We start from the raw sequence: 25,085 nt of genomic DNA on the forward strand, positions 1-25,085 counted from the left end.
AGCGTTATCGGCACTCAAAACCGCCCGGGGACACACACTTTCAGTGCTTAGCCGACATAAGTTGTCGAGCACTCTCAGGGGGAGTATCAGATTAACGGTGTAAGTGGCGTTTTCGGTTAGTTGTCTTCGCTGGCCGGCATGCGGTCGGCGAAGGTGATGGCGAATGCGTTGAGTGCTGGTTTCCACCGCATTGTCCATCGTTTCTGTCCGGTGCCGGTCGGATCGAGCGACCGGGTCACCAGGTACAGGCACTTTAGCGCCGACTGCTCGTTCGGGAAATGCCCACGAGCCCGCACTGCGCGCCGGTAGCGGGCGTTGAGTGACTCGATCGCATTCGTCGAGCAGATCACCTTACGGACCTCGATGTCGTAGTCGAGGAACGGTATGAATTCTTGCCATGCGTTGCGCCACAACCGGATAGCTGCCGGGTACCGGTGCCCCCACTCGGCGTCGAACGCATCCAACGCCTCGGCCGCGGCTGCAGCGGTGGGGGCGGTGTAGATCGGTTTGATCGCCTTGGCGATAGCATCGCGGTGCTGGCGGCCGGCATAGCGGAATGTGCCCCGGATCAGATGGATGACACACGTCTGCACCACCGTGTCGGGAAAGACCGCCCCGACCGATTGCGGCAGGCCTTTTAGCCCGTCGCAGACGAGGAAGAAGATGTCGGCTACACCCCGGTTCTTCAGCTCGGTAAGCACCGCCAGCCAGTACTTTGCCGACTCACCATCGCCTTCACCTGCCCACATCCCGAGCACGTCACGATGCCCGGCCAGATCCACCCCGATCGCGGCGTAGATCGGCCGGGGCCCTACCTGCCCATCGCGGATTTTGACATGGATGGCGTCGATGAACACCGCGGCGTAGACGCGTTCGAGCGGACGGGCATGCCAGGTGGCCATCTCTTCGAGCACCCGGTCGGTGATCCGGCTGATCGTGTCTTTGGAGACCGCAGCACCGTAGATGTCGGCGAAATGGGCGCTGATTTCACCGGTGGTGAGCCCACGGGCATACAGCGACAACACCACCTCATCCACATCAGTCAAGCGGCGTTGGCGCTTCTTCACGATCTGCGGCTCGAAGGTGCCCGCCCGATCCCGCGGGACATCGATCTCGACCTGCCCACACGCATCAGTCAGCACGGTCTTCGACCGAGACCCGTTGCGCGAGTTGCCACTCCCGCGACCACGCTGGTCGTGCTTGTCGTAACCGAGATGCTCAGACATCTCTTCATCGAGCGCCGTCTCGAGCACCGTTTTGGTCATCGCTTTGAGCAACCCATCCGGACCGGTCAGGCGGACCCCGGCCTCCCGGGCCTGGCGGACCAGCTCGCGGGCTACCTCGAGTTCATCGACGCTGCGGTCCGCAGGCACCTCGACGATCCCGTCATCGTGTTCATCAGATGGCTCCACAGCCACCAGAGTGTCGGTCATGATGCGACCTTCCTGCCCCCGACACACCGAGGGCGGTAAGGCCACTTACACCGTTCTCACGACAGTCCCGAGTATCGGCCAGATCCCCCCCGACCGAGCTCGAAACGCTTCACTACGCTGGCCTCGGCCCCGAGGACCAGCCCACATTGGAGGCGGCACAGAACCTAGGGTGATTCACCTCGGCGTGGTGGACGAGTCGGTCGATGAGGGCGGCGGCCACGACGTCGTCGGCGAAGACTTCGCCCCAGCGGCCGAAGGGCATGTTCGAGGTGATTAGCACCGAGCCTTGTTCGTAGCGGCTGGCGATGAGTTGGAAGAACAGGTTGGCGGTGTCTGAGTCGAACGGTAGATCTCGTCGATGATGAGCAGTCGGTAGCGGCGGAGCCGTTTGAGCTCATGGGCCAGGCGGCCGGTGGCGTGTGCTTCGGTGAGGCGGGTAGCCCATCCGGTGGCGGTGTCAAAGACTACCGGGTAAGCGTTGTGGGCAGCTTTGATGCCGAGCGCGATGGCGAGATGGGTTTTGCCTACTCCTGGTGGTCCGAGCAGGATCACGTTGTCGCTCTTGGCGATCCAGGTACTGGTGGCCAGGTGGGCGATCACGTCACGACGCAGGCCGGGGACGTGGTCGAAGGTGAAGTCCTCAAGGGTTTTGATCGCCGGGAACCGGGCGCCACTGATCCGTAGAGCGGTGCCGTTGGCTTCGCGCTCGCTGACTTGACGGTCGAGGATCGCGGAAAGGTATTGCTCGTGGGTCCAGTCCTCGGTGCGTGCCCGCTCAGCCAGCTCGGCCCAGCAGCGGCGGATGGTGGGCATCTTCAACGCCCGTGCTGCGAACTCGATATGTTTGCCGATCGAATTGTCAGACATGGTGTTTCATCCTTCAGGGATAGTGGATGCGGTGGGTGTGAGTCCGCCTGGGGGTGGGGTGGCGAAGTGCACCCCGAACAGGTCGTCGTAGTCGGGTAGCGCTCTAATGGGCACCTCGTGGCCGTCGGGGTGGGTGCGTACGCGCGCGGCGTTGCGGGCCCGGTTGTGCGGCTGTTGGTTGCGGTAGTCGCGGCGCAGATCTTTAGCCGCCCGCACGTGCTGGGCGTCGGCGATGGTGACGTGGTTGGCCCAGCTGCGGTCATGGTCGGCGACGGTGACTTCGCCGCATGCGATCCGCACCCGATGTAGATCGGCGGTGATGTCGACAAACCGGCCGATCACTGATGGGTGCACCGAGTAGTCGTTGCCGGCCACGCGCACGTAGTAGTCGCGACCCAGCCGCACCCGAGTGTTCAACCCGACTTGTGGTGCACTCGGCGGCAGTGTTGCCATCTGCGCCAGGTCCCCGGTGAGCACGTCACGGGGGCGTCGATCACCAATCGAGCGCACCACCCGTCGGCGGATTCAGTGAGTCGCCGTTACACACGCTGCGTCGTCGACCCGCGACCCACAGCTGGGTTCGAAGCGTCGTCCGACGACCGCGGTCTGCGGCCCCGAGCCCGGGACACACGCCTACGCCGCGTGGTCAAGAGTCGTTCGGTTTCGATCTCAGAATCGCGAGTGTGATTCGCGGCACTGTTGGGATCCACCCGGCGGGCTCCAACGAATGGACAGTGACCCCCGAGGTCGTCAGACCTCGAGCAGGAAAGGCTGCCGGCGCGCGATGAACTCACCCACACCTCGGTCCCCGTCACGGTCGGCGCCGGCTCCCGCGCCTCGAGACGAGAGGCCGGGGCGACCCCCGGAACCGCGGGTCGAGCAGCTCATCGCGGAAGCGACCTCGCTCTTTCAGGACGCCGGCTACCGGAATGTGAGCGTCGAGGAGATCGGCGCCGCCGTCGGACTGACCGGGCCGGCGGTGTACCGGTATTTTCCGTCCAAGCAGGACATTCTCGCGAAAGCGCTGGCGACGCAGGTGGAGGGGGTACGCGCACTCCTGACCCAAGCCGAAGAGCGCAGCGAATCGCCGGCCGAACAGCTCGGCGTGTTCTTCGACCTGCTTGCGACCAGGGCGGTGCACGGCGACGTCTCGACACTGTGGACCCGCGAGCGACGCCATCTCGACCGATCCGATCTCGACGACATGGACGCGCACCACCGCACGCTGATCGACGCATTGGCGTCGAAGTTCGACACCACCGAGGCCGGCATCGACGCCCAGACCGCGAAACTCCTCGCGACCGCGGCGGTCAGCGTGTTCTCGAGCACCGCCGCGATGCGGGGTTCGCTCACCCCACGGCGGCTCACGCAGATCCAGCGGGCGGTCGTGGACTCGATCCTGAGCTGTCCGCTTCCCCGCGGGGCACAGTCCCGCGCGCGGTTCGCCGATGGATCCAGCCGACGGCCCGCTGCGCGGCGTGATCGGATACTCGCCGCCGCGACCCGGATGTTCTTCGCGCGCGGATTTCCCAACGTCCGAATCCACGAGATCGCCGCCGAAGCGGATGTGTCGCCGGCGACGGTCTACCAGGAGTACGCGGGAAAGACCGACATCTTGATGACCATCATGCGTCGAGGCCTCGAGAATCTGCACTGGATATCCGTCGACGCACTGGCAGAGTCCTCGGCGGTCGAAGCGCTGGACGTCCTCGTGGGTGTGTTCCTCGACTACTCGCTCGGCCCGAACGGTCGAGTGTTGGCCATCGCCCACCAGGACATCGTGTATCTGCCGGAAGCAGACCAGGTCTCACTTCGCCGGACCGCGTCGGACTACACCGCCGAGTGGACTGCTGCGATCCTGGCCCGTTCACCGACCCTGACGCACGCCGATGCCAACGCGCTCACGCAGGCACTTACCGGATTCGTCTACCAGGTCATCTCGTCGCCGGAGCTCCGCTCGCGGCCGGGCATCGACGGCGAGTTCCGCGCGCTGGCATCCGCCATCCTGAGCCCGGTCGAACTCTGTGGCCGGTGACCGCGCCTACCTCGGCGGCAGCCAGGTCAAGGCCCGCGCTGGATACCTGCACTTCCTCGTCGAGGTGACCGGCTACACCCTCTCCGACGTGGAGCAGGTCATCGCCGATGACACCGACGCCGCCGACGTGCCACTCGACTAGACCTCGTCCAGCGGTGGGCCGCGACCACACGGTCGCGGCCCACCGCCCCGGCACCCGATCCACCCGCCACCTCGACGACACACCGTGACTATCACCGGCGAACTGTTCCCGCGCTGCGCCCTACCGGGCTGCGCGAACCCCACCGACACCCAAGGCCACCCCTGCGGCCAATGCCGTCGAGACTTCTGTCCCATGCTGCGCCACAACCCCGACGGGCAACCGATGACCGCCGACGCCCAAACCACCCGCGACCAGGCGATCCGCGCCGCTTACCGCACCCAGGCCCACACCCGCCTCGAGGCTGCCGATCGGCTGCGTGCCGTCGAGGCCGGCGAACAGCCCAAACCTGGGCAAACCTGCTGGCTGTGCGAACAACGCCGCCTGTGTGTCCTCGTCGACGGTCAGTGGGAATGCGGCGACTGCCGACAGATCACCGGCTGAGCCGCGCGCCGGGCACCGGGGCGCGGCGGAGCGGCCCACGGGCCGCACAGCATTGTCCCGGCCCGCCGACTCCGCTGCGCTCCGCCGCCGACCCGGGAAGATCCCAGTTAGGTGGGTGGTCACCTTATTGCGCGCGCACGTCGACCAAGTGTGACCGACGGGGACCCCCGAGCTGTCAACCCACACCAGGTGGCTACCGCCCGTTCTCCGCTGCGCTACGCCCGTGCGCTCCAACCACTTTCACTCGCTACGCTCCTAAGACGAAAGTGGCTTCCGGCGCGCCTGCCTCTTCGGGGTTGACAGCCCACCCCCGCCGGTCCCCCAGGTCTCTCGACGTCCGCCACACCGGCCGGACCAGTCGGGCGCGCACGCTGACGAAATCCAGGACAGCTCGTCACCGAGCCATGATGTGCGTGAACCGCACCCACATGCATTACGCCGCCGCGGTCCCCGTGCGGCTGTCGCATCCGGGGGGCCGAACAGCGAACGGCGACCGGCGTGATGACCATCGGTGACGTCCATCTCCACGCCGGTCTCCCGGCCGCTGGCACCTGGCAGCCCTGCCACACCGCGGAGCGGGCAGACGGGGTGCCGCTTCTGGGTGGGCTCCCTGCGATGGAACCAGCGGCGCCCCGCCTGCAGGGTCGCGACGCTGCAGCGACGCGCGACCCTGTTCAACGGTAACGCCGGCAAGCGCGTGTGAGCGGGGGTTGCAGGTACAGATGTGGGCCAACAATTCCGCTGTTGCACAGCCACCCTGGCCGGTCCGGTCGTCGGCTCGGTGAGCGCCGAACGGTGCGACGCCGCCAGCGCGGCGGTGGGTTATCGGCGTGGGTGGTCGAGGAGGACGTCGATGACGGCGAGCACGATCGCGCGTTGCGGTGGTGGGAGATCGTAGAGCGCTGCTGCCATGCTGTATAAGTCCTGCCATCCGTTGCTGGCCAGCACGACCCGCACCGGCATGGGGTGGCAGCGATGGCGGTGGTGGAAACTGGTGGTGAAGAAGGCGATGTCGACGCCGAAACCGACAGCAGTTGCCTGCACGGTCGTCAGTTTGGGGTCACGGGTCCGCCCCCGGCGCAGGGAACTCAACACCGGCGGGCTCAGCGGCCGTGGGGCGCCGACACTGCGCTGGCAAACCTCGTCGGCGGTAATACGCCCGGTAGGGCCTGATCCTGGGACGTGATCGAACAGCACCTCGAGCATGACAGCGAACGAGGGCTCGAAGCCATCGCCTCGTACATCCCGCACAGCCCGGGCCTCCTCCTCACCCCGCCCCCGGCGACGGCACCGATGGCGCCGCGGTGGTCACTCGCACCAGCGTCACCACATGAGGTCATCTTTGGGACGGATCCAGGTGTTACACCGCGTGCGAACACGCCCGCCGCGTCGAACCGTGGCGTTCGGGTCGAGTGCCACAATCGGGGTCGAGGCCGTCCGAGGCGGTTGCGGTGGACCTCGCGGGCCGACAAGGCGCTGTGCGGGCGCCCGGATGCTCAGCCATCCGTGTCGGTGGCGACGCCGAAGAATGAGGCGATGACGGTACGCCGTGCCGCAGACACGCAATGCCACACTGTTCGTGCGGTCGGTGTGCTCGTCATCGGCGACGACAGTCGTGTAGGAACAAGGTCACTGTCCGCGACGGACGCGTAGGCACCGGTAGAGCACCTGCCGCACCTGCACGGAGGACACGTCTCTAGGAAGTCGCTGTCGCACCGCCCGGTGGCCACGAACGCCAGGAGTAGCACCGACATGCCATCCCACAACTCCCATCCGGTGACCGGCACACCCACCGACCCGGCGACCGCTCGCGGGTTGCTGAGAGTGACCTCGACGCATTTCCGGGAGGGCTTGACCCTCCTGGCCGTTGACGGCAGCATCGATTTGTTCACCGTCCCGCAGCTGGCTGCAGCGATCCTCGAAGCGTTGAGCGGCCAACCCCGCGGGCTGATCATCGACCTGGCCGCGGTCGACTTTCTCTCCTCCGCCGGGATGGCCATGCTACTGGCCGCGCACGAGGCCATCTCCCCGACCAGCCACCTCGGTGTCGTCGCCGCCCACCCCGTCACCACCCGGCCCCTGCAGATGATGGGTGTCGACCACACACTGCCGCTATACCCCACACTCGCCGACGCCATCGCCGCGACGACCAGAGGTGCGTCGTGACCGCCCGACTGCGGTAGGCAACCACCCGTGGACGCCACACCTTCGGCGCAGGGCAGCGCTTTCCGCTGCACCATCGCTGCTACCGCCGACGCCGCGACCCAGCTTCAGCAGCAATTCACGGCCTGGCTCGATACCGCCTGCCGACCTTCCGCGCAGCGCCGCGACGATGTCGTCCTGGCCGTCGGCGAAGCGACCAACAACGCCGTCGAGCACGCCTACGCCTGCACCCGCACCGGGCAGGTCGAGGTGAACGCCGCGATGAGGCCGACCGGTGAACTCACCGTCACCATCTCCGACCGCGGCGTGTGGAGACGAGACCCCAGCACCGCGCTGTACCGGGGCTGCGGCCTGTCGCTGATCGGAGACCTCAGCGACTCGTCGAACATCACGACCAACCCCAACGGCACCACCATCGCGCTGTACTGGCGACGCATCGGCCCCGGCGCCCGACAGTGAGGTGAGGCAGTCCGGTCCCGCCGCCGGTGCCCCGTCGGCGGAACGCCCACGGCGACGTTGGGCCGCTTGGTCAACGCGCAGTGCTGAGCGGTGTGCGGACGCTAGGGTCGGACGCAACCTTGGGCCCCAAGTCCGGTCGGTGACAATGCCGGCCGCCGGCGCGGGTCGATGATGAGGAAGGCAGGCGTCAGTGCCTCGGATGTCAGCCGATCAGCGCCGTGCCGCGCTCATCGATGCGGCCTACCGTGTGGTCGCCGACTTCGGAGTGGAAGGTGCCACCACCCGGCGGATCTGTGCCTATGCCGGGATGAAATTGGGAAGCTTTCATTACGCCTTCGAAAGCCGCATCGCACTGCTGAGTGCAGTAATAGAGACTGCGGTTCCCGCTGACATCACTGCTGTTCTGGATTCGATCGTGCCCGACGACGTCGATCCGGCATCCGGTGATGCGCTCGACATGGAGTCGCAGTTGCGGCGGCATTTCCGCGGGTTCTACGGGCTCCTGCAGGCCGAGCCTGGTCGTATGCAGGCCGTCATCGCGCTGGGAATCTATGCGCGCAACCATCCCGAACTGCACACCGCCGGCGCACACATGTATGCACGGCTGTTCACAATCGCCGCCGCCGGACTCGAACGCGGCGCCCGCCATGCCGGTGTCCAGTGGACGGTGCCGGTCGCCGAGTTGGGGCCGGTGGTCATCGCCGCAACCAACGCCATCACCCTGACCTACCTCAGCCTCGCCGATGATGCCGCGATCGACCAGATCATCGACGCGTCCGTGCGCGGCCTGATGTCCTACGTGCAGTAACCACCCCGCTCACCCGCCATCCGGCGACTTGGACGGGACGACCCGCCCGCTCGCGGCGGGTCCGTCGGCGCCGGCGGCCGTTATGCGAGGCGGGCCATCCGGGTTGCGCCTGTCACCGAACACCAGGCGGCGCGGAAGCGCCGCCCCGCTCACAGAAGTAGTGGAGGCTGTCGCTGGACCGGTGGGTGGCCTCAGCTGCGGATAGAGTCCCCACGAGGGGTTGGGGTCGATGATCGGGAGGCTGTTGCCGGATGGCGAAGATTGCGCGTGTCGAGGTGGTCGACGATGTCGACGGGCGGCCGATCGATTCCGAGGATGTGCACACGGTCGAATTCTCGGTGACCTTGCCGGGGCAGCGGATCGCCCGCTACGTGCTTGATGTTCGGCCGGCGAACCTCGCCAAATTCGAGCGCGACATCTCGAAATACACCTCGCGCGCAACGAAAGTCGCAGCCGACCACGCAACGACTGGTGGACGTGCGCGGCCGTCGCCGACCCGGTCGCAAGCCATCCGCCAGTGGGCCCGCGACAACGGCTACCACGTCTCGGCGCGTGGCCGTATCCCCCTGCACGTGGTCTCAGCATTCGACGACACACACGCCTAACCATCCGGAACCCCTCCGCGGGTGCGGGCGCGACACCTGAGGGAAGTAACGCATCCACCAGGTCGTTCGATACGCCCGGTGTACGCAGCGACCCCGCAGGAAAGGACACGTGCATGGTCTGCGCTCACCACACGGTCCCGCTCGCCGCCCAGATCGTCACGAGATCGGTGCGTGAGCACGCACCCCTGCCCCGGTTGTCGGCCGTGTAGTAAACCGTGGCCACCCAAGACAGCTCCCCCGCGCCGGCGTGTCGCGGTGACGGGACTCTGCTGAGTCAGCTGCTGGTGTCGGTGGCCGACGGGGACCGGGAGGCGTTCACCCGCCTCTACGATCTGACGAGTTCACGCATCTACGGTCTCGCGGTGCGGATCGTGCGGGACCGCCATTACGCCGAGGAAGTCGTCCAGGAAGCCTATCTGCAGTACTGGCAGAACGCCGGAGACTTCGACCCTGCCCGCGGCGCGGCCATCACCTGGATGATGACCATCGCCCACCGCCGCGCTGTCGACCGGGTTCGCACCGAAGACATGCAGGCCGAGCGGATCTCCGACTACGGCGCCACCACCGCTGAACCCGACACCCCGCGCAACATTCCGTTGGAAGTGGCCGTCGTGGCCGAGGAGGTGCGCACCCTGCATGCCGGCTTGGGCCAGCTCACCGACCTGCAGCGTGAATGCATCGAGATGTCCTACTTCGGTGGCCTGTCCTATCCCGAAGTCGCGCAGCGACTCCGAACACCGCTGCCCACCACCAAATCCCGTATCCGCGACGGACTGCGACGGTTACGAACAGTCATGCTCGCCCCCGACGACACGTGACACCAGCCATCCCTGCCGTCGCCCGCTGCCGGTGATCGACACACACCCACATGGTGAGGCCTGGCGCGGCCACCACTGCGGGTCGACTGTGTAACGACAGGCCCGACCGTCGGCACGCGACCCGCACCGCCGGGCCCCCTCGACACAGTGCGGAACGGGCGGGCCATCCGAACCGGGCCGCGGCTCCGAACCCTCGCTGTCGGGGCCAGTAGCCATTGGAAACGACCTCGGGCAGCGTTTGCTCAACTGCCCGAGGTCTCACCACTGCCCGGCCAGGCCGGCAACGGCTACTGTCCTCCTACCCCACCACCCGGGGAGCCGAAACCGCCGCTCCCCACTTCGGCATCAGGTGGCTTGCGTCATCACCCCGACACCGGAGAGGTACCGGCCACACTCTGCGGTGATAGGGCCTGACGGCCCTTGTAACGCCCACCGAGGGGGATACATATTTTTCTGACGGAACGATGACCCTGCTGCCGGTAGGTCTCCACACAGTGATCAGGAGTATGCACGAGTGTCCGACGGGTCCGAGGGGGCCGAGCGTCCCTCCGACAGCACCGACTACCAGCGAGTGGCGACCTTCCGGTTCTGGTACGACACCGAACAGTGGGAGTGGAGCCCCGAAACAGCGGTCCTGCACGGCTACCCGGCCGAGCAGATGACGCCCACCACCGACCTCCTCGCCTCTCACAAGCATCCTGAGGACCGCGCGTCCTTCCTCGCGATGGTCGAGCAGATGCGCGTTCGCCATATCCCCTTCTCCAGCAGACATCGCATCATCGACACCCACGGCCAGGTGCGCCCCGTCGCGGTCATCGCCCACGCCATCCGCGACGACACCGGCCGGGCGGTCGGCACCGAAGGGTTCTACCTCGACCTGGCCGATTACACCAACGACTCCGTCCAGGCCGAAGTTGACGGCCACATCCGCGCCTTCCGCGAACACAGTGCCGTCATCGAACAGGCCAAAGGCATGATCATGCTCGTCTACGGCGTGCCCGCCGACCGAGCCTTCGACGTACTCACCTGGCGGTCCCAAACGTCCAACACCAAACTGCGGGTTGTGTGCGAAGCCATCGTCGCCGCCAGCACACAGCTACGCGCCAGCGACGACATGCGCCGAGACTTCGACCACCTCATCCTCACCGCAGCCGGCCCACCGGCCACCCCCGAGGACACCACGACAGCGCACCGCCATCACAACGAACCGACCTCGTCCACCGAGTAGCCGAGCGTGCTCCGGACAGCCGAGCCTCGGACAGCACAGTGCACGAGTTTCCGACATCCGCATCCACATCTGATTCGACGAACCGACGATCCGCCAGCTCGAATGCGTATCGCGCAATCGGATGTGCAATCTCGAACGTGGTGTCGTGTGACCGTCGGGCGAGGTCCCCAGGCGAGACCCGACGAAGGGCTGCCGCGCCTGACGTCCTCGCCCGACCGCATCGCTGTCGGGCGGGCGACCATGACAAAATGGGTAGGCCGGTGCAGCAGGTAGCCGTCGTCATGTCGTCGGTCGGGGCCGTGGCCACACAACAGCTGTGTGGCCCCCCTTCGATGGAAGCGAGAGTCACCAGTGCAGCCAAACAACCCTGACGCCGTGGTCAACCCTGACGCTGTGGTCGTCGACGACAGCGGAGACAACGCCGGCCGTGCGTTGCTGACCATCGTCTCCGCCCAGCACGAAGAACTGGTGATCCTGACCGTGCAGGGCAGCATCGACGTGCTCACCGCACCACAACTGTCCGAGGCAGTAACGAACGCGTTGACCGGCCAACCGCGCGGCCTGATCATCGATCTGACCACCACCGACTTCCTGGCCTCAGCCGGCATGGCCGCGCTCGTCGCCGCACACGAGGCCATCGCACCGACCGGACTGTTCGGAGTCGTCGCCGCCGAACCCGCGACGTCGAGGCCGCTGACACTTATGGGCCTGGACCAGACGATCGTCCTCTACCCCTCCCTCGCCCACGCCGTCACCTCCATGACCGACCCCACCGGAATGAGCGGCACCCCGACTGAGTAAACACCGCGGCGTGGACTCATCACTGCACCTCGATGGCGACTCCACCGGTGACTTCCAACGCTCGGTCGAGGCCACCGCCGAAGCCGCCTACACACTGCGCGAACTGTTCACCCTCTGGGTCACGGCCACCGTCGACGCCGACACCGAACGCCGCGGCGACATCGTCCTGGCCGTCTACGAAGCAGTCGCCAACGCCACCGAACACGCCTATAAAGACACCGCCGCACCCGGAACGGTCACCGTGCGCAGCCGACACCGACCCAACGGCGTCCTCGAAATCACCGTCACCGACACCGGAACCTGGGACCCCAGCCCCTCAGAGCGCTTCCGCGGCCGCGGACTAGCACTCATCACCGCGCTCAGCGACACCAACGCACTCACCACCGGACCCGACGGCACCACCGTCACCATGTGCTGGCAGCCGATGCGGGACTGTCGTGATGTCATAACGTACATTATCGGCGAAAGGTGTTGCTGCGCTCTATGATTCGTCACCAGTGACGAAATGCTACGCAACGTGACGACATTCTAGATGCGGGCTGGCGCGCTGAGAGTGGTTGCTGGGCAAGCCTGACGCTCACTGCGCACCGCTCATGGTCACGAACCGAGGAGGTCGCGGTGGTGCTGACGGTGCAGAGCTGCACGAATTGTGCGGCCTGGTCCGAGCTCTTTGGCGATCGACATTTCGCCGACCATCAGCAGTGTCAGCCAACCGAGAACGGCTACTGTCCAACCTGCACCCACGAAGACACCTGGCGGCCACGAACTGGCGATAATCCGGCAGACCGCGCAGAAGGCGGCGACGAGCACGCCGACAGGCAGAAAGGCCACGCCGACGAATCCGATGACCCACTTGAACCGGGCGGGCGACGGAGTAGGTCCGAGTTCAGGGTGCGGCTGCCAGCGCACCGCCCGAACGGGCTGTGTCGCTGCGTCGATGACCGCTGCCGCGCCGAATCTCGACCAGTAGACGAGACCGCCCAGGAGCAGGATCTGCCAGACGAATCCGGCCGTTACCGCTTGATTCAACGCGGCCGCCTGACACGCAAGACGGGTGCGACGTACATCGCCGGGTTCCCGACCCGCAACGGCGGGCCGGCGAGCTCGTAGCCGTGGGCATTGATCGCGGCGAGTGCGGCCTTTTTCCGTCCGCGTCCCTCCGTCGGAACATCAAACTGATCGAGCACGCGCCTGTCCTGGTCGTTGCGTCCGTTCGCTGTGACGGTGATGACGGGCCCGCCGGCTACATGGAACATTGCCATCGGATAGCCAGCCTCCATGGCATTGGCGCCCGACTCGCCGCCAGGGGTGAAGAGGTTGATGATGGTGTTGGTCAATCCGGTGAACATCAGGTTCCTCCTGCGTCGCTTGTTGCCTGCTGTGCGGCGTTGTCCCAGGTCGTCGACTCGCAGTTACCTTTTCATGAAGGTCCGACAGTCTCGCTGAATCAGTCGGGCAGTAGGCGCGAGGCGGCAATGCCGAAGTGGTCGGCTATCCGGTAGAGCGTTCCGATGGTGATGTTCTCGCGCCCGGCTTCGATCGCCGACAGGTGGGTTCGGTGCACGCCAACAGCTTTGGCTACTTCGGCCTGCGTCTGACCGCGGCTGGTTCGCGCGTCGCGCACACGCTGGCCCAGCTCCTGAAGTCTCTCCACCGTGTTGACTATATCCCACACGCATGTAGACTAAAACCATCACCGCTGATGTTTGGTGGTGAACCTTCGCTGCCGACTCGGGCAGAAACAAGAGTGGTCCGCGGGTGCTGGAACACCCACGGACCCGACGCACACCACGGAAAGGGCCGTGACATGCACCAATGCTCCACTCTAATCGAACAAGCCTCCGGCTATCTCGCCGCCGACCACACCATCCGCCGCATCACCCCGACCGCCCGGGCGAACGCCGCAGCGGCGATCCTTGCGCACTACCCGCCGACCTCGGCGTTCGATGACGGATTCCGGCAGCGACTCTTCGAGTTCGCTCCCCCCATGGCATCTGCCGATCATCGAAAGGGGCAGTAGGCCAATGGAGTTCACTGCTCTCGGAACCCTGGCCGACGTGGCACCCCTCAAGCCGGAAGCCCCTGAGGCCTTCATGCAGGTGGCGTCCAATCTCGGATGGGGGGCCTCGATCCTCGGGGTGGTCATCCTGTTGGGGGCGGGCCTGCGAGCCGCCATTGCGAAGAACTCAGGCGAAGTCACCGACACCGTCGCTCCACTTGCGATCGGCGGTGTCATCCTATCCTCCGTCGGCCTGGTTCTGACTCTGGTCGGCCCCGATTCGGATCAGGACAGGCAGCCAACCTCCCCCGACGCGTCCCCCGTGCCGACGCCGCCGGCCCCGGCCGAGCCGACACCGTCGGCACCCGAGGCGCCCACCGACTACACGACGCTGTGGATCATCTGCGGAGCCGTCGCGGCCAGCCTCATCGTCATCGCTGTCGCGGTTCTCGCCTACCACAAAGTGAGCCAAGCACGTTCCCACCGAGCCGTTCTGGTGAAGAGCACACGCGCTCAGTGGGTCAAGGCGGCCGACGTCCTCGGCACCATCGACGCCGACTACGCCGCCTATCACGCCGACCTCGCAGACCGGCTCTTCACCCGCCCACTCCTCGACGACACCAACGACCCCCACACCGCGGCGTTCCTCGACGCCTACACCGCCGCCCGCGCCGCCGCCTACGACTCCCGGCCCCTGGACAGAGACCTCGCCGAGCGAGCCGTCACCAACGCCCTGGCAGCCCGCGACGCATGGAACACCGCCTCACGCCACGCCCGCGACACCGGCCTGAACATCCAGCCCGCCAAGCGTGGAAAGCTCACCCGAGCACGCAAAATGCTCGACCAGGCACTGGACCCGACCATCACCGACGCCTACCGCGACAACCTGCTCGACCGCATCACCACACTCATCGCCGAGGCCGGCGCACGCCGCATCCCACCGGTCCGGGCGCTCGTCGCCGAGTCCGTGCAACGCCAACTCGACACCCAGGCCAAGCGCCCGCAACTGCAACGATGACCCAGCTGACGGGCGATTCGGGCGCGCGATGCACGCCACGGCGTCGGTGCGGCATGTTATGCACACACAAAGACAACACCCGAATCGCTCTCGAAGAAGGGCCCTTCGACCTACAAGGAGAAACATGAACTGGGTGATCTGGTCCCTCAACGTGGCCGTCATAGTCCTCGCGATCGCCGTCATCGCCTTATGGAGATTCCCCATCGGCAACTTCGGTTGGTTCCAACGCCTACTCCGCGCCCGGAAGCGAGCCCTCGCCGAAGGCCACACAGAAGACTGGCATGACGACGCCTGGTACGACGCACTCGCCGCACACGGTATGCGCATCAACGATCCAGACGCCCCGCTCGCACCCGCCGGCCACGAGGCAGAGTTCACCAGGCGCCACCCTGGGCCGACACCGCCGCCGCGGCAGCCCGCAAGCATGGTCAACCCCATCCTCGCGCTCATCGCTGTAGCCATCGTGGCCACGGTCAGCACGCTGGCGCTCAACTAGACCATCAGGAGACCACCATGTGGACTTATCAGTGACCAGCAACAGGTTTGCTCTCAAAGGCCACGCGAACTGTCACCCACCCCGCGAGGAGAGATCCCCTCATGAACTTGCCTTCGGCCCACAGCGTCCTGACACCCCGTGAGTTCGCGGCTCTCCTGCGCGTTGACGCCCGAGCCCGTCGACGACGAGTCCGTCTCACTCATAACCTCGACTACGAGACGTTCTACGCCGGGCTCGCCAGCTCGATCGACGACCAGCCCGACAACGTCGAGTTGGCCCGTAAAGTGCTCACGCTCTGGAACAAGGACCAGAACTGGTTGCGAGCACGTCGCACACGAACCTTCGCGATCGCCTCGACCGGCGACATCTGACCACCGATCACCACCACCGATCACGAAGGACGTTCTTCTGAGTTGCCACACCCAAACCGAAGATCGTTCCTCACAGGATAGGAGGGGAGGGCGGCGAGCTCCCCCGAATGTGCAGCCCCCTCCCCTCCGTCCTGGTTACGCGCGACGGCGACCAGCCGGTGTGGGTCTTCACTGAGGGTCGTGGAGGGTTAGTGCCCGATCTGGTGAAGTAGTTGCGAGATCGGCACTTTCAGCGCTTCGGCGATGCGCGCCAGGGTGATGATGGTTGCTCGCCGCGATCCGTCTTCCACGCCGCGCAGCATGTTGCGCTCGACGCCGGCCTCGAGACCCAGGGCCCGCTGACTGAGGCCCAGTTCCTCGCGGCGAGTCGTGATCGCTTCTCCGAGAGCGCGTAGCAATGCAGGTTCGTCGATGTCGACGGCCATGACGGCTCCTCCTCCCCTGTCGCCCGCCAGGTCGGCGGGCGCACTCGGCGTGGCTGAGCCTACCGGCGAGGTCGCCACGGGCGGCAGCATGACGGCGGTGCGCCCGGTCGGCGCGGGACAGCTGCTCACTGCGCGGGTTTCACGATCGTCAGAGTCAGCTGGTCGTCGTCGATGTGCTCGTCGAACTCCTCAACTGCAAGCCAGTGATCACAGACGAACTGGTCGCGCTCGGCATCGTCCATCGTGTCCCAGTCCTGCGGGAGTGGGCCGACGTAGCGCTGCACCCTGCGCACCAGATACGACCGCTCGACAACCTCGGTGCGCGCCAGCTCGGGCATGGCCTGCTCCACGAGCGCGACCAGCGCAGCAGCCGCCTCGTGTTCAGCATCGCCGCCCGATGCGCTGTCGGCGGCTCGATGCCACCGCTCGATGCAGGCCGCGATAGCGCGTGAGTGCGCACTCATCGCCGTTGCGGCAGAGGCGTTTCCGGTAGTGACGACCATGACTCTCTCCTTCTAAGGACCCTGACTAGTGGTTGCCTATAGGCTACCGCTAGTGGTAGTCTATAGGCAACCACTTAGGGAGTGTTGAGGAAAGGGCCAGGACCATGGGTCACATCATCTCGAATACAGCCGAACATCGACCAGCGCTGCGTCGCAGACGGTTTCGCCACGACAACCCGACCGCGCTGGACTTGTTCTCGGGATTCGGCGGATTCACCCAGGGCATCGAGGCCGCAGGCTTCGACACGATCGTCGGGGCCAACCACAACCGCTACAAGGTCGAGGTGCACGAGGCCAACCATCCGCACGTCGAGCACTGGATCGCTGATCTGATCAACACCGACTCCGACACCTACCACTCGGTGCGCGAACTCCCGGCAGCCGACCTACTGGTCGCCGGGGTGACCTGCACCAACCACTCCCAGGCCAACACCCAGCGCGCCTACGCGCAGGGACTGACGTTGTTCGACCTCGACGACCCCGAGTTCGAGGAACGCGCCACCCGGTCCGAGCGGGACCGCGCAACGGCCAACTGCGTGCTGCACTACGCCGACCAGCACCATCCCCTGCTGATCCTGGTCGAATGCACCACCGAGTTGCAGTCCTGGGGTCCAGCGGTCCCCGGCCGACGCAAGGTCGGCGACGGCTCGACGTATCGGTGGTGGCTGCGCGAGATCACCAAACTCGGCTACGAGCACAAGGTGCTCTACCTCAACTCGATGTTCTTCGGCGTCCCCCAGAGCCGGGACCGGCTCTACATCGTGTTCTGGGACCGCGCACTGCCCGCCCCCGACCTCGATCACCGCCCCCAGGCGTGGTGCGGACCCTGCGATGAGGCCGTCGAGGCGATGTGGGCGTGGAAGACCGGCGTGCCCGCCAGCGGATCGGTGCGCTACGGCAAGCAGTACAACTACCGCTGCCCGCGCTGCTTCGGCGAGGTCTCCCCCACCACCACACCGTCGTTGACGGCCCTTGACCTGACCCACCTGGGCACCCGGATCGGCGAGCGGACCAAACCGCTGGCCCCGGCGACCATGGCCCGCGCGGAGCGGTGCCGTCAGAAGTTCGCCGAGTTCCCCGCTGTGCTGATGCCGGCCAAGGCCCAACGCGGCGTCGAGCGCCATCCGCTGCAACCGATGGCCACCCAGACCTCGCAGCAAGAGGCCGCGCTGCTCAGTACTGGCGCCATCATGGTCGCCGCCGGAAATACCTTCGAGCGCCCCGGATCGCAGTGCCGGACCCGGACCCTGGGGCAGCCGCTGTGGACCCAGCCCGCCACCAACACCACCGGCCTGCTCACTCCCCCGGTCGCCATGGCCATCAACAACTTCCAGGGCGCACCACGCGGCCTCGACGAGGCCCTGCCCACCCAGGGCGGCTCGGAGACCCTGAGCATCGTGTCCTCGGGTGTGGTGCCCTTCCGCAAACACACCACCCCGGCCAGCCACGCCCAGGCCATGCCGACCGTCACCGCCGAGCAGACCCCCGGCCTGCTCACCGCGACCGGTGACCCCGCCCTACTCGCAGGCTGGTTCAAACAGAACGGCAGCACCGGAACCGAGACCGCCGCGCACCCGCTCACCGACCCCCTCGGCACCATGACCAGCCGCGACACCACCGCCCTGCTGGCCGCGCACTGGCGCGACGCCCTCGCCGAGATCTCCCTCGAAGAGTGCTTCTTCCGCATGATGACCCCCCACGAGGTCGGCCGCGGATGCGGATTCGACCCCGACTTCGGCGGCCACAAAGGCACCTTCACCGTCTGGGGAAAGGGCCGCGACCAGATCGACGGCTACGGCAACGCCGTCACCCCACCGGTCCCCCTGTGGATCGGCACCCGACTCCGCGAGGTCCTGCACCCCCGCGGCGCGTAACGACCACCGGCCCCGGCGAGACCAGCCACGCCGGGGCCGGACGCCCATCGCCCCAGCAGGAGAGGAAGTGTTCTCGTGCCGGTCACCCATCACACCGATTGCTATTATTGCTGCATGATCGACGCTGGCCGGTGGGGTGCGATCCGCGACCTGGCGGATCGCCAGTTCGGCCTGTTCACCACCGCCCAAGCCCGCCATCTCAGCGTCGCGCCCTACGTGTTGGCCCGGCTCGCCGAGCGCGAGTCCATCGTCCGGGTGCACCACGGCGTCTACGAACTCCCCGAATCCTCGGCCTGGACCACGGTCGGCGACTGGGCGGCACAGTGGTTGGCGCTACACCCCGCCGCCGACATCGAGGACCGCCGCGCCCACCCCGACAGCGTCGTGAGCCACACCGCCGCCGCCCAAGTGCTTCGGCTGGGCACGATCACCGCATCCGGGCTCGAACTGAGCAGCCCGCACCGGATCAACGTCCGCGACCCCTCGGTGCGCACCTGGCGCCGGCCGATCGGCGACCGCGGCCGCGACTGGGACCTCGTCGACGGACTGCCGGTGACCACACCCGCCCGCACCGTGGCCGACCTGCTACTCACCCACGGCGACGGCGGGCACATCGGGACCGCCCTGCACACCTGCCTGCACGAGTCGCTGGTCGAGGCCGACGAGCTGATCGCAGCGTGCGACCGGGCCGCGCCGCGCTGGAACTACGCCTCGGGCGCCGAACTGTTCTCCTCGCTGCTCGATCAGGCCCAGATGCCCGCCGAACCGATGCTGGTCGGCTGATGCCCTATGCGTCCGAAGAGGCATTCCGTGCCGGACTGAAAGCCCGCCTGTCCGCCGAAGCTCGCACGAGCAGGTTCAGTCGCGACGAGCTCGCCCGCACCGTCACCCTCCAGTTGTTCCTGGCCCGCTTGTTCCGCTCCCCCGATGCCGACCAGTGGATCCTCACCGGCGGCACCGCCCTGCAATTCCGGGCACCGACCCAGGCCCGCCCGACCGCCGACGCCGACCTGGCCACCCGCCTCGACGCTGAACACATGCAACGCTCGCTGCGCCAGGCCGTCCACCCCGGACCCGGCGACTTCGGCGAGTTCGACGTCACGATCACCACCACCCGTAGCCCCGGCTTGTTCGCCGGACGTATCCGCTACAACATTGCCGGACAACGGTTCTCCGACGCCACACTCGACATCGCCACCCACCGCGAGATGCTGCTACCACCCGAGACCGTGAGCCCGCACCCCGTGCTCGCGCTCGACGAACTCGACCCCATGCCCGTGATCCGTATGCAAGCCGCCGCCGAAGCGGTCGCCGACAAGGTCGCCGCCCTCTACGAGCTGCACGGCACCCACGGCGACACCCCCTCCACGCGCGCCCACGATCTGGTCGACCTCGTCATCCTCGCCCGCACCCAGTCGATCGACGCCGAGCAGCTCCACACCGCGCTCCGCCACCAAGAACACCGCCGCGACCTGACCATCCCGGTCCCGCTGGTCCTGCCGAACCCAGCCTGGGAACGCGACTACCCCGAGCGCGCCGCCCACAGTGGACTCCCGACGCACCTGCACCAGCCCGACGCCGCCCTCGAGGCCGCCAACAGCCTCATCGAACCCGTCCTGGCAGGCACGGCCGGCCACGGCCGGTGGAACCCCGACGACGGAGTCTGGACCCCGCAGAGAACACGCTCACGCTCAATCGGCGGACTGCTCGGCGACACCCGCGCACCACACGCGGCGACACGCACACCCCCACCACAGGCTTCGGCCAGCCCGGGGAGTATCAGATTAACGGTGTAAGTGGCGTTTTCGGTTAGTTGTCTTCGCTGGCCGGCATGCGGTCGGCGAAGGTGATGGCGAATGCGTTGAGTGCTGGTTTCCACCGCATTGTCCATCGTTTCTGTCCGGTGCCGGTCGGATCGAGCGACCGGGTCACCAGGTACAGGCACTTTAGCGCCGACTGCTCGTTCGGGAAATGCCCACGAGCCCGCACTGCGCGCCGGTAGCGGGCGTTGAGTGACTCGATCGCATTCGTCGAGCAGATCACCTTACGGACCTCGATGTCGTAGTCGAGGAACGGTATGAATTCTTGCCATGCGTTGCGCCACAACCGGATAGCTGCCGGGTACCGGTGCCCCCACTCGGCGTCGAACGCATCCAACGCCTCGGCCGCGGCTGCAGCGGTGGGGGCGGTGTAGATCGGTTTGATCGCCTTGGCGATAGCATCGCGGTGCTGGCGGCCGGCATAGCGGAATGTGCCCCGGATCAGATGGATGACACACGTCTGCACCACCGTGTCGGGAAAGACCGCCCCGACCGATTGCGGCAGGCCTTTTAGCCCGTCGCAGACGAGGAAGAAGATGTCGGCTACACCCCGGTTCTTCAGCTCGGTAAGCACCGCCAGCCAGTACTTTGCCGACTCACCATCGCCTTCACCTGCCCACATCCCGAGCACGTCACGATGCCCGGCCAGATCCACCCCGATCGCGGCGTAGATCGGCCGGGGCCCTACCTGCCCATCGCGGATTTTGACATGGATGGCGTCGATGAACACCGCGGCGTAGACGCGTTCGAGCGGACGGGCATGCCAGGTGGCCATCTCTTCGAGCACCCGGTCGGTGATCCGGCTGATCGTGTCTTTGGAGACCGCAGCACCGTAGATGTCGGCGAAATGGGCGCTGATTTCACCGGTGGTGAGCCCACGGGCATACAGCGACAACACCACCTCATCCACATCAGTCAAGCGGCGTTGGCGCTTCTTCACGATCTGCGGCTCGAAGGTGCCCGCCCGATCCCGCGGGACACCGATCTCGACCTGCCCACACGCATCAGTCAGCACGGTCTTCGACCGAGACCCGTTGCGCGAGTTGCCACTCCCGCGACCACGCTGGTCGTGCTTGTCGTAACCGAGATGCTCAGACATCTCTTCATCGAGCGCCGTCTCGAGCACCGTTTTGGTCATCGCTTTGAGCAACCCATCCGGACCGGTCAGGCGGACCCCGGCCTCCCGGGCCTGGCGGACCAGCTCGCGGGCTACCTCGAGTTCATCGACGCTGCGGTCCGCAGGCACCTCGACGATCCCGTCATCGTGTTCATCAGATGGCTCCACAGCCACCAGAGTGTCGGTCATGATGCGACCTTCCTGCCCCCGACACACCGAGGGCGGTAAGGCCACTTACACCGTTCTCACGACAGTCCCCCAGCCCGCCGCCGCCGAGCACGGAACGCGCCCGTGATCATGGGCCGGAGCTATAGGCAGCGCCCTAAGGCGTCGACAACGGTGGTCGAGTCTGCACCAGCTGGGGTACCGCGCTGCGGCCGGCTATGTAGGCCGCCATCGAGGGATCGAACAGTGTGGCCAGGGCCAGGATACTGGCGTGCTGTGCAGCGAGATTGGCGGTGAACAAGGGCTCGTGATGTGCGACTCGGTTGCGGAGGCGATGCAGACCCACAACCATTTTGTCCACATCGCGGCGGTTGGTTCCCGCGGGGAAGGCGTGATGCAGGTAAGGGGTCCATACGCTGGTCTCGTGTGGCCGGTCGGTGAGGAAGCGCCAGAACCCGAAAGACAGCTCGGCGACCACCTTCCCCGGGCTATGGGCTGACGGCGCAGCATCTTCGATGGCTTTAGCTCGTGCAGCGGTGAGGATCTTGCGGTTCTCTTTGTTGATGTCGACACGGTTGCGAGTTCCGTTGCGGTTACGTCGTGTGCGGTACTCGGGTGCGAAGGGTCAAGCCCCTGGAAGTGGTGTAACTGAATGGTGATCCTTCGTGGGTGGTCAGGCGGGTAGTTGCATCAGGTCATCGGTGCTCACCTCCGTCGGCGAGCTGGTGGCGGGGTCGGTGGTCAGGGTGAGTCGGCAGCGGCTGAGGACTTCGAGACCGAGGTAGCGGCGGCCTTCGGCCCATTCGTCGGTCTGCTCGGCCAGGACGGCGCCGATGAGGCGAACGATGGCATCCCGGTTCGGGAAGATCCCGACCACGTCGGTGCGGCGTCGGATCTCCCGGTTGAGCCGCTCGGTGGGGTTGTTGGACCAGATCTGCCGCCACACATCGTCGGGGAACGCGATAAACGCCAGCAGGTCCTCGCGGGCATCGCCGAGGTGGTCAGCAACCTCGGGCAGTCTGCCTTCGGTGTAGTCCAAGAGCCGGTCGAACTGGGCATTGACAGCCTCGGCGGTGGGCTGGTCGTAGACGCTATGCAGCATCGCCTTCACGGCCGGCCACATCGACTTGGGGCACGCGGCCATGAGGTTTGCGGCGTAGTGGGTGCGACAGCGCTGCCAGGCGGCCCCGGGCAGGTTCGCCGCGATCGCCTCGATCAGCCCGGCGTGGGCATCGGAGGTCACCAGCCGGACTCCGCCCAGGCCACGGGCCACCAGGTCGGCGAAGAAGGTGTTCCACGAGGCCTTCGTCTCGCTGGTGGCGACTTGCATGCCCAGGACCTCGCGGTGGCCGTCACCGTTGACCCCGGTGGCCAGCAGCACCGAGGCTTTGACGACCTGCTTGTTCTCCCGGACCTTGATCGTCAGCGCATCGGCGGTGACGAACGTGAACGGTCCGGCCTCGTCCAGGCGCCGGTGCCGGAACGCCGCGACCTGCTCATCGAGGTCTTCGGCCATGCGGGAGACCTGGGACTTGGACAGCGAGTCGATGCCGAGAGTTTTGACCAGCTTGTCCATCCGGCGGGTGGAGACCCCGGCCAGGTAGCAGTCCGCCACGACGGTGATCAGCGCGGATTCGGCCCGCTTGCGACGCTCGAGCAGCCACTCGGGAAAGTAGGAGCCCGAGCGGAGCTTGGGGATGGCGACGTCGACGGTGCCGACCCGGGTATCCAGGGGCCGGTGGCGATAACCGTTGCGGTAGTTGGTGCGCTCTGACGAGCGGGCGTTCCACTCGGCGCCGCACACGGCGTCGGCGTCCGCGGACAGCAGGGCGTTGATCATGGTCTGCAGCAGCTCGCGCATCAGATCCGGTGACGCGTCGGTCAGGGCTTGGCTAAGCAGGCCTGCAGGGTCGACAATATGGGGTGCGGTCATCGTGATGACTCCGTTCGAGGATTCGGTAGAAGGTTGACTCGAAGGATCACACGGTGGCCGCTCTACATCCGTACACAACACGGAATCGCAGACGATCTCGGCCACCGAGTTACACCACTCTATGGGGCACTACTGGTGCGAAGAAGATGTTCGGGTGATCGGTCCAGTGCCCAGGCCCGCTCCAGGCGGCCTCGATCGCGTGGTTGTAGGCGTTGCGTAGTGCGATCTCGATGTGGCCCAGGTCGCGGAAGACAGCGGTCGACGCCTCACAGTTCCACTCGTAGAGCGCAAGTGCGTCGGAGCGGGTGGCGGTGGCGGCGAGGTAGACGTTCAGGCGCTCCTGGCTCAACCACTGGGCAATCCAGGGGCCGTCCTGGTTGCGGAGTGTGACGGTGGCCGAGCCCACGATCGTTGCCTTTCTAGCGGAAGAAGCTGTACTCTTGGTGGCGGAATGCCCCGGTGGACCGCTGACGTGAGTCATGTCGCCGGGGCTTTGTTCTGCCTGGCCTTCAGGCGCCCTCGGTGACGATGAGGCTCAATCCGGATTTCGTGGCCCGGGAGGGTACGCGGCCGAACGGTGCGGCCAGGGTGTAGCGGTACTCGCGGGTCTGCACCGAGTCCTCAAGTGGGGTGTCTTTGAGAACGCTGTGGCGTTCGAGCAGGTGCAGCTTGCGCAGCTCGTCCAGTCCCCGGCCGACGGTGTCGCCGCTGATCCCGTACCAACGCTCTGCCTTCTCAGTCGGCAGCACAAATCCAGGGGCCAGCGACGAACCGATAAGCAGCACGGCCTTGGCCCGTAGTGACAGTCGCCGGAACCAGAAGTCTGGGCCGGTCCAGTATTCGAACGGCAGGGTCAGGTACCTGTTGGCGCGAGCGCGGCCGTCGGGTGAGGTGTACGGGTCTCCTGAACCGTCTTCGGCCAGCGAGGTGTACTTGCCTCGCCGCCCCGAACGGCCGACCTCGATTAGGTGGTAGGTCTGGTCCAGTCGCCGCCACGCCTTGGAGACCGCGGCTTTACCTCCGTCACGGTCAAGGTGCACACCTAACGCTCGCGCCCACGCCTTGGCCGGCATCGGTCGGACATCCCACGGGTCCGCGCTGGCCATCATCCGATGCAGGAGGAACAGGTCCAAACACCGTTCGTCGTGACGGCGCACCATCTCGTGCAGCGGCCCGGGTTCTGGGTCGGACTGTGTTCCCTGCTGCACGAAGGTATGCCGAACAGGCACCCTGCGTGTGTCGCGCTTACAGGCATCCAGCATTCCCTCGATGGTTACCTGCTGCTCGCTGTCAGCCTTGCCGTTCATACGAGAAACGATGGCACCGGCAGCACTCAACTGGCAACTGCCCGCCGACTCAACCGTTTCCTCGCGAGCGGGTGCTATAGCAACCCCTCGAAGCTCCACTCGTAGAACCATCTGATCACCACGACGCCAGATGATCCTCCAGCGGAGATGATCGGCTCGACGGAGCGATGTTCATGCACGCCCGGTAGAAAGTCGTCGACTTCGTGCCTACTCAGTGCCCGGCCCAAGGGCCTCTCGGGGCCGACCTCGCACTTTCG

The 25,085-nt window shown here is 66.3% G+C and carries 31 protein-coding genes and 1 pseudogene; 18 read left to right on the plus strand and 14 right to left on the minus strand.

All coding sequences use genetic code 11. The features are described 5' to 3' along the window. Positions 1–116: 116 nt before the first annotated feature. From QAD21_RS24430 to QAD21_RS24440, 3 genes and pseudogenes are all read right to left on the minus strand, one after another. Positions 117–1,433 carry an IS256 family transposase gene (locus QAD21_RS24430; protein WP_014928678.1) on the minus strand — a complete coding sequence of 439 codons (1,317 nt, stop codon included), beginning with the start codon at positions 1,431–1,433 and terminating at the stop codon, positions 117–119. 174 nt (positions 1,434–1,607) lie between these two features. Further along, positions 1,608–2,300, minus strand: a pseudogene (locus QAD21_RS24435) (ATP-binding protein). Between the two features lie 6 nt (positions 2,301–2,306). Continuing rightward, complete coding sequence (locus tag QAD21_RS24440) at positions 2,307–2,753, minus strand: hypothetical protein (RefSeq protein WP_280361963.1); 447 nt, start codon at positions 2,751–2,753, stop codon at positions 2,307–2,309. A gap of 433 nt (positions 2,754–3,186) precedes the next feature. Between QAD21_RS24440 and QAD21_RS24445 the strand changes: the two genes are divergently transcribed. From QAD21_RS24445 to QAD21_RS24455, 3 genes are all read left to right on the plus strand, one after another. After that, positions 3,187–4,335 carry a TetR/AcrR family transcriptional regulator gene (locus QAD21_RS24445; protein ID WP_280362139.1) on the plus strand — a complete coding sequence of 383 codons (1,149 nt, stop codon included), beginning with the start codon at positions 3,187–3,189 and terminating at the stop codon, positions 4,333–4,335. After that, the gene (locus QAD21_RS24450; RefSeq protein ID WP_159372047.1) at positions 4,325–4,477 is read left to right on the plus strand and encodes a hypothetical protein; all 153 of its coding nucleotides are present in this window, start codon (positions 4,325–4,327) and stop codon (positions 4,475–4,477) included. Before QAD21_RS24445 ends, QAD21_RS24450 begins: the two co-directional genes overlap by 11 nt. 192 nt (positions 4,478–4,669) lie before the next feature. Then, positions 4,670–4,918, plus strand: a complete 249-nt coding sequence (locus QAD21_RS24455; protein WP_280361965.1) for a hypothetical protein — start codon at positions 4,670–4,672, stop codon at positions 4,916–4,918. Positions 4,919–5,740: 822 nt separating this feature from the next. On the opposite strand, the gene QAD21_RS24460 is transcribed toward QAD21_RS24455, so the two are convergent. Beyond that, positions 5,741–5,962: a hypothetical protein gene (locus QAD21_RS24460; protein ID WP_277244886.1), complete on the minus strand. Its 222-nt coding sequence runs from the start codon at positions 5,960–5,962 to the stop codon at positions 5,741–5,743. A gap of 708 nt (positions 5,963–6,670) precedes the next feature. Here QAD21_RS24460 and QAD21_RS24465 point away from each other — a divergent pair. The 8 genes from QAD21_RS24465 to QAD21_RS24500 all read left to right on the plus strand — a co-directional run bounded on the left by QAD21_RS24465 (position 6,671) and on the right by QAD21_RS24500 (position 12,287). Further along, on the plus strand, positions 6,671–7,084 hold the full coding sequence (locus tag QAD21_RS24465) for an STAS domain-containing protein (protein ID WP_280361968.1): 414 nt from the start codon (positions 6,671–6,673) through the stop codon (positions 7,082–7,084). Between the two features lie 27 nt (positions 7,085–7,111). After that, a complete protein-coding gene (locus QAD21_RS24470) occupies positions 7,112–7,540 on the plus strand; it encodes an ATP-binding protein (protein WP_280361970.1) in 429 nt (142 codons plus the stop codon). Positions 7,541–7,739: 199 nt separating this feature from the next. Continuing rightward, positions 7,740–8,348: a TetR family transcriptional regulator gene (locus tag QAD21_RS24475; RefSeq protein WP_280361972.1), complete on the plus strand. Its 609-nt coding sequence runs from the start codon at positions 7,740–7,742 to the stop codon at positions 8,346–8,348. 251 nt (positions 8,349–8,599) lie between these two features. Beyond that, entirely contained in the window at positions 8,600–8,953 is a 354-nt protein-coding gene (locus tag QAD21_RS24480; RefSeq protein ID WP_240199544.1) for an Lsr2 family protein, read from the plus strand. Positions 8,954–9,222: 269 nt separating this feature from the next. Further along, a complete protein-coding gene (locus QAD21_RS24485) occupies positions 9,223–9,771 on the plus strand; it encodes a sigma-70 family RNA polymerase sigma factor (protein ID WP_280362141.1) in 549 nt (182 codons plus the stop codon). 514 nt (positions 9,772–10,285) lie between these two features. Next, entirely contained in the window at positions 10,286–10,999 is a 714-nt protein-coding gene (locus QAD21_RS24490) for a PAS and ANTAR domain-containing protein (protein WP_280361975.1), read from the plus strand. 375 nt (positions 11,000–11,374) lie between these two features. Continuing rightward, positions 11,375–11,800, plus strand: a complete 426-nt coding sequence (locus QAD21_RS24495) for an STAS domain-containing protein (RefSeq protein WP_159372055.1) — start codon at positions 11,375–11,377, stop codon at positions 11,798–11,800. Between the two features lie 10 nt (positions 11,801–11,810). Then, positions 11,811–12,287, plus strand: a complete 477-nt coding sequence (locus tag QAD21_RS24500; RefSeq protein WP_280361977.1) for an ATP-binding protein — start codon at positions 11,811–11,813, stop codon at positions 12,285–12,287. A 110-nt stretch (positions 12,288–12,397) separates the two neighbouring features. Here the strand turns inward: QAD21_RS24500 and QAD21_RS24505 are convergent, their stop codons facing one another. The 3 genes from QAD21_RS24505 to QAD21_RS24515 form a co-directional block, all read right to left on the minus strand. Then, positions 12,398–12,829, minus strand: coding sequence for a hypothetical protein (locus QAD21_RS24505; RefSeq protein ID WP_280361979.1), 432 nt, complete (start codon positions 12,827–12,829; stop codon positions 12,398–12,400). After that, on the minus strand, positions 12,826–13,149 hold the full coding sequence (locus tag QAD21_RS24510; RefSeq protein ID WP_058253463.1) for a hypothetical protein: 324 nt from the start codon (positions 13,147–13,149) through the stop codon (positions 12,826–12,828). The genes QAD21_RS24505 and QAD21_RS24510 overlap by 4 nt, the downstream gene beginning before the upstream one ends. Before the next feature lie 98 nt (positions 13,150–13,247). Beyond that, positions 13,248–13,454: a helix-turn-helix transcriptional regulator gene (locus QAD21_RS24515; RefSeq protein ID WP_307814827.1), complete on the minus strand. Its 207-nt coding sequence runs from the start codon at positions 13,452–13,454 to the stop codon at positions 13,248–13,250. On the opposite strand from QAD21_RS24515, the gene QAD21_RS24520 reads away from it, so the two are divergent. The 4 genes from QAD21_RS24520 (at position 13,359) to QAD21_RS24535 (ending at position 15,684) form a co-directional block, all read left to right on the plus strand. Then, positions 13,359–13,820 carry a hypothetical protein gene (locus QAD21_RS24520; protein ID WP_231742637.1) on the plus strand — a complete coding sequence of 154 codons (462 nt, stop codon included), beginning with the start codon at positions 13,359–13,361 and terminating at the stop codon, positions 13,818–13,820. The genes QAD21_RS24515 and QAD21_RS24520 overlap by 96 nt on opposite strands. A 4-nt stretch (positions 13,821–13,824) precedes the next feature. After that, positions 13,825–14,817, plus strand: coding sequence for a hypothetical protein (locus QAD21_RS24525; RefSeq protein WP_058253461.1), 993 nt, complete (start codon positions 13,825–13,827; stop codon positions 14,815–14,817). Between the two features lie 124 nt (positions 14,818–14,941). Then, positions 14,942–15,313 (plus strand): hypothetical protein, encoded by a 372-nt coding sequence (locus tag QAD21_RS24530; protein WP_058253460.1) that lies wholly within the window; start codon positions 14,942–14,944, stop codon positions 15,311–15,313. Between the two features lie 101 nt (positions 15,314–15,414). Beyond that, on the plus strand, positions 15,415–15,684 hold the full coding sequence (locus QAD21_RS24535) for a hypothetical protein (protein WP_058253459.1): 270 nt from the start codon (positions 15,415–15,417) through the stop codon (positions 15,682–15,684). A gap of 188 nt (positions 15,685–15,872) precedes the next feature. Here the strand turns inward: QAD21_RS24535 and QAD21_RS24540 are convergent, their stop codons facing one another. Next, positions 15,873–16,109 carry a helix-turn-helix transcriptional regulator gene (locus tag QAD21_RS24540; protein ID WP_058253458.1) on the minus strand — a complete coding sequence of 79 codons (237 nt, stop codon included), beginning with the start codon at positions 16,107–16,109 and terminating at the stop codon, positions 15,873–15,875. A 125-nt stretch (positions 16,110–16,234) separates the two neighbouring features. Then, positions 16,235–16,612: a hypothetical protein gene (locus QAD21_RS24545; protein ID WP_139114247.1), complete on the minus strand. Its 378-nt coding sequence runs from the start codon at positions 16,610–16,612 to the stop codon at positions 16,235–16,237. A gap of 104 nt (positions 16,613–16,716) precedes the next feature. On the opposite strand from QAD21_RS24545, the gene QAD21_RS24550 reads away from it, so the two are divergent. The 3 genes from QAD21_RS24550 to QAD21_RS24560 all read left to right on the plus strand — a co-directional run bounded on the left by QAD21_RS24550 (position 16,717) and on the right by QAD21_RS24560 (position 20,282). Next, positions 16,717–18,486: a DNA cytosine methyltransferase gene (locus QAD21_RS24550; protein WP_280361984.1), complete on the plus strand. Its 1,770-nt coding sequence runs from the start codon at positions 16,717–16,719 to the stop codon at positions 18,484–18,486. 114 nt (positions 18,487–18,600) lie between these two features. Further along, complete coding sequence (locus tag QAD21_RS24555) at positions 18,601–19,269, plus strand: type IV toxin-antitoxin system AbiEi family antitoxin domain-containing protein (protein ID WP_058253456.1); 669 nt, start codon at positions 18,601–18,603, stop codon at positions 19,267–19,269. Further along, complete coding sequence (locus QAD21_RS24560) at positions 19,269–20,282, plus strand: nucleotidyl transferase AbiEii/AbiGii toxin family protein (protein WP_058253455.1); 1,014 nt, start codon at positions 19,269–19,271, stop codon at positions 20,280–20,282. Before QAD21_RS24555 ends, QAD21_RS24560 begins: the two co-directional genes overlap by 1 nt. A gap of 13 nt (positions 20,283–20,295) precedes the next feature. Here QAD21_RS24560 and QAD21_RS24565 read toward each other — a convergent pair whose 3' ends face one another. From QAD21_RS24565 to QAD21_RS24585, 5 genes are all read right to left on the minus strand, one after another. Beyond that, entirely contained in the window at positions 20,296–21,612 is a 1,317-nt protein-coding gene (locus tag QAD21_RS24565; protein ID WP_280361987.1) for an IS256 family transposase, read from the minus strand. A 133-nt stretch (positions 21,613–21,745) separates the two neighbouring features. Next, the gene (locus QAD21_RS24570; protein WP_280361988.1) at positions 21,746–22,066 is read right to left on the minus strand and encodes a hypothetical protein; all 321 of its coding nucleotides are present in this window, start codon (positions 22,064–22,066) and stop codon (positions 21,746–21,748) included. 195 nt (positions 22,067–22,261) lie between these two features. Next, a complete protein-coding gene (locus tag QAD21_RS24575; RefSeq protein WP_096905832.1) occupies positions 22,262–23,521 on the minus strand; it encodes an IS256 family transposase in 1,260 nt (419 codons plus the stop codon). A gap of 109 nt (positions 23,522–23,630) precedes the next feature. Next, complete coding sequence (locus tag QAD21_RS24580) at positions 23,631–23,927, minus strand: hypothetical protein (protein ID WP_280361990.1); 297 nt, start codon at positions 23,925–23,927, stop codon at positions 23,631–23,633. 103 nt (positions 23,928–24,030) lie between these two features. Continuing rightward, positions 24,031–24,828, minus strand: coding sequence for a hypothetical protein (locus tag QAD21_RS24585; RefSeq protein WP_280361992.1), 798 nt, complete (start codon positions 24,826–24,828; stop codon positions 24,031–24,033). Positions 24,829–25,085 lie beyond the last annotated feature (257 nt).

Source organism: Gordonia sp. SMJS1, assembly GCF_029866425.1.
GTDB lineage: Bacteria > Actinomycetota > Actinomycetes > Mycobacteriales > Mycobacteriaceae > Gordonia > Gordonia hongkongensis.